Origin of the sequence: Lentzea flava (assembly GCF_014648475.1) — a bacterium.
Lineage (GTDB): Bacteria > Actinomycetota > Actinomycetes > Mycobacteriales > Pseudonocardiaceae > Lentzea > Lentzea flava.
Window position 1 is genome coordinate 1 of record NZ_BMRE01000116.1, and the last position, 6,758, is coordinate 6,758.

Sequence of the window (6,758 nt, forward strand, 5' to 3'; positions counted from 1 at the left end):
CGGGACCCACCCCACCAGCCCGGTATGCCAAGGACTGCTCGGCTGCGCCATCGCTTGGGCTCGCCTTCGCGAGATCTCTGGGGTGGTGGGTGCTGTGTGTGGGGTCGCCTGGGGATGGACCGTTCACTCTGTGGTGGAGGCCTCAGAGCGTTGTGTAGGTTGGCAAACCTATGCGTGGGAACAAGTTCTTCGTGGCATTGGGCGCTGTGGCGCTCGCGGTGTGCGCGGCCTGCTCGTCTCCTGCCCCGCAGTCGCAGGAGCCGCCGCCGCAGATCCCGAAGATCACCCCGCCCACCACTCCCTCGCGGGTGCCTGCGATGGTGGATCGGCCGTTGCCGGACGACTGTGAGCTCGTGGTGCCGGTGGACGTCATGAACGCGACGCTCGGGCAGGAGTTGCCAGGGGGGCCTCGGATCATCATCGGGATCAAGGAGCCGTCGATCGGGCGGACCGGGAAGATCGACTGTTACTACGGGATTCCCGAGAAGAAGAACCTGCCGGACGCGAAGATCATCGTTGGGCTGTCCACGTACACCGACGAGCTGACCGCGCGGACTCGGATCACCGAGAGCATCGAGGCCGAGCGGCAGGACGGGGCGAAGATCACCGAGGTTGACGTCGGGAAGCAGAAGGGGACGTTGATCGAGGGGAAAGAGGAGCAGCTGCTCATCGGGTCGCTCGGCAAGACCACGTTCGTGGTGCGGAACCGGAACAACTTCCTCCCGCAGGCCAGGTTGATGGCCGTGCTGCCGGTGCTTGCCCAGCAGTCCATGACGCCGCCGGTCTAGCGGTGGTGTCGGTCCTCCTCGCGCCGGTGGCCCGGCTAACCTGACCGGCATGCTCAGGGTGGGGTTGACCGGGGGGATCGGGTCCGGGAAGTCGACGATCGCGCGGCTGCTCGCGGAGCACGGCGCTGTCGTCATCGACGCGGACAAGCTGGCGCGCGAGGTGCTGGAGCCTGGCAGCGACGGGCTCAAGGAGGTCGTCAAGGCGTTCGGCGAGGACGTGCTCAACGCTGACGGCACGCTGAACCGCGCGGGGCTGGCGGCCAAGGCGTTCGCCAGTGAGGAGGCTCGGCAGACGCTCAACGGGATCACTCATCCGCGCATCGGGGCGTTGACCGGGCAGCGGATGGCCGAGGCGCCCGAGGATGCCGTTGTCGTGCACGACATCCCGTTGCTGGTGGAGCGGGACATGGCGGCGGCCTATCACCTCGTGATCGTGGTGTACGCGGATGCGGAAACGCGGTTGCGGAGGCTGGTCACGAGCCGGGGCATGGATCGGCGGGACGCCGAGAACCGGATTGCCGCGCAGGCCACGGACGAGCAGCGGCGAGCTGTGGCGGACGTGTGGCTGGACAACTCCGGCGAGGTTCCGGACATCACCGGATTGTGGGATCGGCTGGTCGGGTTCGAGAAGAACGTGCGGACGCGGTCGTACGCGTCCGGGGCGCCGATCGTGGTGCCCTATGACGGGCGGTGGCCTGCGCAGGCCAAGCGGATTGCCCGGCGGATCAGTTTTGCGGCCGGTGGGCGGCACGTGGAGCACATCGGGTCCACGGCGGTGCCAGGGCTGGCGGCGAAGGACGTGCTGGACTTCCAGCTCGCCGTCGAGGACATGGCGACCGCCGACTCGTTGCGGGAGACGTTGGCGCAGGCCGGTTTTCCGTACTTGGGACCGTACGACGACACACCGCGCGGTCCGGGTGACTGGAGCAAGCGGCTGCACGCCGGTGCCGATCCGGGGCGGCGGGTGAACCTGCACGTGCGGGTCGCGGGTGAGGCCGGCTGGCGGTGGGCGATCGACTTCCGCGACTGGTTGCGGCACGACGCGCGGGCTCGTGAGGAGTACGCGGCGCACAAGATGGAGCTGTCCCAACGGTTTGCGGCTGACGCCAACGCGTTCGCCTACGGTGCCGCCAAGGACCCGTGGATGGAGGCGGCCGTTGCGCGCGTGCAGGCCTACAAGGGCGGCCAGGAGTCGTAGATGCCCTGCCACGTCAGCCACGACGTCAGGTTGTGGTTGACGTTGCTGAGCTCTTCGAGGGTGCGGTGGACGGTGCGCAGGGCCTGGTCGGCGTCGCCGGGGCGGAGCACGCGGCCCGCGACGGCGGCGGCGAACTCCTCGCTGCGGACGATGCGGGCCGTGGTGCCGCCGGGAACTGCCAGGCCCAGCAACAGGTCCGTGGTCTGCCAGTGGCGGTGGTCGCGTTCCACGCGGACCGCGGACAGCACGCTCGGACCGCTGCGGGCGTGCCGGGAGCGCGGGCGGTAGGTCGTGAGGCGCAGGCCCAGATCGGGCAGCAGCCAGGTGACCTCGGCGTCGGAGAACGGGTCTTCCGGGGTGGGATGTTCGATGCGCAGGCCCCAGCGTTCCACCTCGCACGAACTCAAGGTCCGCGTGCCACCGGACGAATAAGTGCGCACGCCCGAAATGGTGTCGACGACGTCGACCAGCTGAGGTGTAGTGACCGCTCCCACGCCGCCGAGCGTAGTCACATAAGTGCTCGCAGTTACCCGCCGGGTCGATTCGTTACGTCACGGTCAGATGACGAACACACTCTGTGTATCAACGCCAGGTGGTGGGACAACCCGAAGAGGTGAGCCACCTGACCACATCGTGACCGTGCGCTGAAATGCCCGACACCGCCGAGTAGGTGGTTTCCAGGGCCCATTGCGCGCGCTCCGGAGTGATCAAGTTGTGCTGAACTGCGGCGATCAGTTCGTCGGTGTCCAGCACCGTGACGCTGTGACCCGTTCGGACGATCAGATCGAGGTACAGGTCCGTCGTTTTCCAGACGCTGCCGATCGCCGAGATCTCCACGACGTCCACGTAGAAGTCGAAGTCGATCAGGTGACCGGGGTGCCACGACTGGCGGGTGACCCGGATGTTGAGCTTCGGCAGGAACCAGCTCTCGAAGTGGCTGATCTTCGGATGTCCGGCGAGCGGCCGGAACATGTAGAGGCCCGTCGGGGTGAGGCGGTACTCGTCGACGCTCCTCAGCTGTCCCTTGGGATCGGTGTTGCTCTTGGCGTCCAGGTCGAAGTACTCGATCTTCGGCGGATGGATGTGTGCCACGTGGCGATACTGCCATCGAAACCTGAGACGGCCACTTAGGATGCCGCGCATGTTCGGGATCATCCGCCCCTGCCGCAACAGAATGGGCGCTGAGCTGAGATCGTCGTGGCTCGCGCACCTGTGCGGGATGTGCCTGTCGTTGCGGGACGAGCACGGTCATCTCTCGCGTCTCGTCACCAACTACGACGGCTTGATGATCTCGGCGATGGTGGAGGCCCAGAGCGGGCTCTCGCGGCGGTCCGCGGGGCCGTGTGCGTTGCGGGGGCTGAAGTCCGCGGACGTGGCCGTCGGGGCCGGTGCGCGGCTGGCGGCGTCGGTGTCGCTGGTGCTGGCGTCGTTGAAGATCCACGACCACGTGGACGACGGGGACGGGCTCGCCGGCCGGGTCGGCTGGGCGGGGCGCGCGGTGGCGCAGCGGTGGGCGGCCAAGGGACTCGGGACGGCCGCCGATCTCGGGTTCGACGCGTCGGTGATGGTCGACTCGGTGCGGCGGCAGCCTCTCGTGGAGGCCGCCGCGGGGCTGGGCAGTTCGGTGCTGGTGGTGACCGAGCCGACGGAGACGGCGACCGGGTTCGCCGTGGCGCAGACGGCGGTGATCGCGGGCAGGCCCGGCAACGTCGAGCCGCTGCGCGAGGTGGGGCGGCTGTTCGGGCGGGTGGCGCACCTGATCGACGCCGTGGAGGACCTGGAGGAGGACCGCGCGTCGGGTGCGTGGAACCCGTTGCTTGCCACCGGGACGTCCGTGGACGAGGCGCACCGGCTGTGCCTGGACGCGGTGACGGGCATCCGGCTGGCGCTGGACGAGGTCGAGTTCACCGACGCGCGGCTCGTGCACAAGCTGCTGGTGCACGAGCTGGAGGAGTCGATCATCCGGGCGTTCGGCAAGCGCCGGGCCCACGACAAGCCGTGCTGGTCCGATCCCGGCAGCGGGCTGTGGGCGTATCCGCGGCTCAACTGGCAGCCACAGCCGCGCGGGTGCTTCACGGGCTGCGGTGCGTTCCTCTACATGTGCGGGACGTGCCAGTTCTGCTGCCGCGACCCGTTCCCCGGCCCGTGGAGCGACAAGCGCAGGGAGAACCTGTTCGACTGCGACGGATGCGATGGCGGCTGCACCGACTGCTGCGACTGCGACTGCAGCTGCTGCCCCTGCGATTAGGACTCTGACCAGCAACAATCTGAAATTGTCAGACCCCCGGCGTAACGTGCTTCCCGTGGCATTCGCAACCGAGCTTCCGCCAGAGGAGAGCACCGTCAAGGCGCACTCCGAACACCGCCCCGTCGGCGAGATCGTCCGCACCGACGGCCGGTTCCGCGTGGTCAGCGAGTACGAGCCGGCCGGCGACCAGCCGGCGGCCATCGACGAGCTCGAACGCCGCCTGCGCGCGGGCGAGCGCGACGTGGTGCTGCTCGGTGCCACCGGTACCGGCAAGTCGGCGACCACGGCCTGGCTGATCGAGCGGGTGCAGCGCCCCACGCTGGTCATGGCGCCGAACAAGACCCTGGCCGCCCAGCTGGCGAACGAGCTGAAGGAGCTCTTCCCGCACAACGCGGTGGAGTACTTCGTCAGCTACTACGACTACTACCAGCCCGAGGCGTACATCCCGCAGACGGACACGTACATCGAGAAGGACTCCTCGATCAACGAGGACGTCGAGCGGCTGCGCCACTCGGCCACGATGTCGCTGCTCACCCGGCGCGACGTCATCGTGGTCGCCTCGGTGTCGTGCATCTACGGCCTCGGCACGCCCCAGTCGTACCTCGACCGCTCCATCCCGCTCGAGGTGGGCGCGGAGGTCGACCGCGACGCGTTCCTGCGCCTGCTGGTCGACGTCCAGTACACCCGCAACGACATGTCGTTCACCCGCGGCTCGTTCCGGGTGCGCGGCGACACGGTCGAGATCATCCCGTCCTACGAGGAGCTCGCGGTCCGCGTCGAGTTCTTCGGCGACGAGATCGACAAGCTCTACTACCTCCACCCGCTGACGGGCGACGTCGTCCGCGAGGTCAACGACCTCCGGATCTTCCCCGCCACCCACTACGTGGCGGGCCCGGAGCGCATGGAACGCGCCATCCGCGACATCGAGGCCGAGCTGGAGGCGACGCTCGCCCAGATGGAGCGCCAGGGCAAGCTGCTCGAGGCGCAGCGCCTGCGCATGCGCACCCAGTACGACATCGAGATGATGCGCCAGGTCGGCTTCTGCAACGGCATCGAGAACTACTCGCGCCACATCGACGGCCGCGGCCCCGGCACGGCGCCGGCGACGCTGCTCGACTACTTCCCGGACGACTTCCTGCTCGTCATCGACGAGTCGCACGTGACGGTGCCGCAGATCGGTGGCATGTACGAGGGCGACGCGTCCCGCAAGCGCAACCTCGTCGAGCACGGCTTCCGGCTGCCGTCCGCGCTGGACAACCGCCCGCTCACGTGGGAGGAGTTCGCGGACCGGATCGGCCAGGTCGTCTACCTGTCGGCGACGCCGGGCCCGTACGAGCTGGGCCAGTCCGGTGGCGAGTTCGTCGAGCAGGTGATCCGGCCCACCGGCCTCGTCGACCCCGAGGTCGTCGTGAAGCCCACCGAGGGCCAGATCGACGACCTGGTGCACTCGATCCGGGAGCGGGCCGAGCGCGACGAGCGGGTGCTCGTCACGACGCTGACCAAGAAGATGGCGGAGGACCTCACGGACTACCTGCTGGAGCTGGGAATCCGGGTCAGGTACCTGCACTCCGAGGTCGACACCTTGCGCCGCGTGGAGTTGCTGCGGCAGCTGCGGCTCGGCGAGTTCGACGTGTTGATCGGCATCAACCTGCTGCGGGAGGGCCTCGACCTGCCCGAGGTGTCGCTGGTGGCGATCCTCGACGCGGACAAGGAAGGGTTCCTGCGATCGGGGACGTCGCTCGTGCAGACGATCGGGCGCGCGGCCCGCAACGTGTCCGGTGAGGTCCACATGTACGCGGACAAGATCACGGACTCGATGCAGCACGCGATCGACGAGACGAACCGGCGGCGCGCCAAGCAGATCGCGTACAACACCGAGCGCGGGATCGATCCGCAGCCGCTGCGCAAGAAGATCACCGACATCTTGGAGGCCGTGTACTCCGAGATGGAGGACGAGGTTCCGGTTGGCGGGTCCGGGCGGAACCAGTCTCGCGGGAAGCGGGCTACTGGGGAGAGCGGGCGGTCTTCCGGGGTTGTGGCTTCGCATGAGCGGGCTGGGATGGCTCGGTCGGAGCTTGCCGATCTGGTGCAGTCGTTGACTGATCAGATGATGAATGCTGCTCGGGATCTGCAGTTCGAGTTGGCTGCTCGGTTGCGGGATGAGATTCAGGATTTGAAGAAGGAACTGCGGGGGATGGACGCGGCTGGGGTTAAGTGATTTCTGGGCGCGCCGGTTGGGTGGGTCGTCCCCCTGGTGCGTTGGCGTCTTTCTGTTGCGTGTCCGTAGGTGGTTGCGCTGGGTCCTGATCCGGCGGCTGCTTTCTGGGGCTCCGCCCCAGACCCCGCCAATCTGATCAAAGACCCACCAGCGCCTTCAGCGGGTTGATGGCACGCCTGTTGCGTTGGGCGGCTTGCGGTTGCGTGGGTGGTTGCGTTCGGGTGGGGCGTGTCCCGTCACGAGCCGTACCGGAGCGAGCCACACCCAGGGAGGGGTGTCAACTCGGACGAAAAGCGTGTCTCTTCA

General features: G+C 67.9%; 6 protein-coding genes. 4 read left to right on the forward strand and 2 right to left on the reverse strand.

The genetic code is table 11. The features are described 5' to 3' along the window. Nucleotides 1-170 precede the first annotated feature (170 nt). Together IEZ09_RS45450 and coaE are read left to right on the forward strand one after the other, a co-directional pair. Nucleotides 171-788, forward strand: a complete 618-nt coding sequence (locus IEZ09_RS45450; protein ID WP_189260071.1) for a hypothetical protein — start codon at nt 171-173, stop codon at nt 786-788. 49 nt (nt 789-837) lie between these two features. Further along, nucleotides 838-1,986 (forward strand): dephospho-CoA kinase, encoded by a 1,149-nt coding sequence (coaE, locus tag IEZ09_RS45455; protein ID WP_189260072.1) that lies wholly within the window; start codon nt 838-840, stop codon nt 1,984-1,986. Here the strand turns inward: coaE and IEZ09_RS45460 are convergent. Further along, nucleotides 1,962-2,480, reverse strand: a complete 519-nt coding sequence (locus tag IEZ09_RS45460; RefSeq protein ID WP_189260073.1) for a ribonuclease FAU-1 family protein — start codon at nt 2,478-2,480, stop codon at nt 1,962-1,964. The genes coaE and IEZ09_RS45460 overlap by 25 nt on opposite strands. Before the next feature lie 88 nt (nt 2,481-2,568). Next, nucleotides 2,569-3,129: a ribonuclease FAU-1 family protein gene (locus tag IEZ09_RS45465; protein WP_189260076.1), complete on the reverse strand. Its 561-nt coding sequence runs from the start codon at nt 3,127-3,129 to the stop codon at nt 2,569-2,571. On the opposite strand from IEZ09_RS45465, the gene IEZ09_RS45470 reads away from it, so the two are divergent. Together IEZ09_RS45470 and uvrB are read left to right on the forward strand one after the other, a co-directional pair. Continuing rightward, nucleotides 3,128-4,234 (forward strand): DUF5685 family protein, encoded by a 1,107-nt coding sequence (locus tag IEZ09_RS45470; protein ID WP_189260074.1) that lies wholly within the window; start codon nt 3,128-3,130, stop codon nt 4,232-4,234. The genes IEZ09_RS45465 and IEZ09_RS45470 overlap by 2 nt on opposite strands. Before the next feature lie 55 nt (nt 4,235-4,289). Further along, complete coding sequence (gene uvrB / locus IEZ09_RS45475; RefSeq protein WP_189260075.1) at nt 4,290-6,452, forward strand: excinuclease ABC subunit UvrB; 2,163 nt, start codon at nt 4,290-4,292, stop codon at nt 6,450-6,452. Nucleotides 6,453-6,758 lie beyond the last annotated feature (306 nt).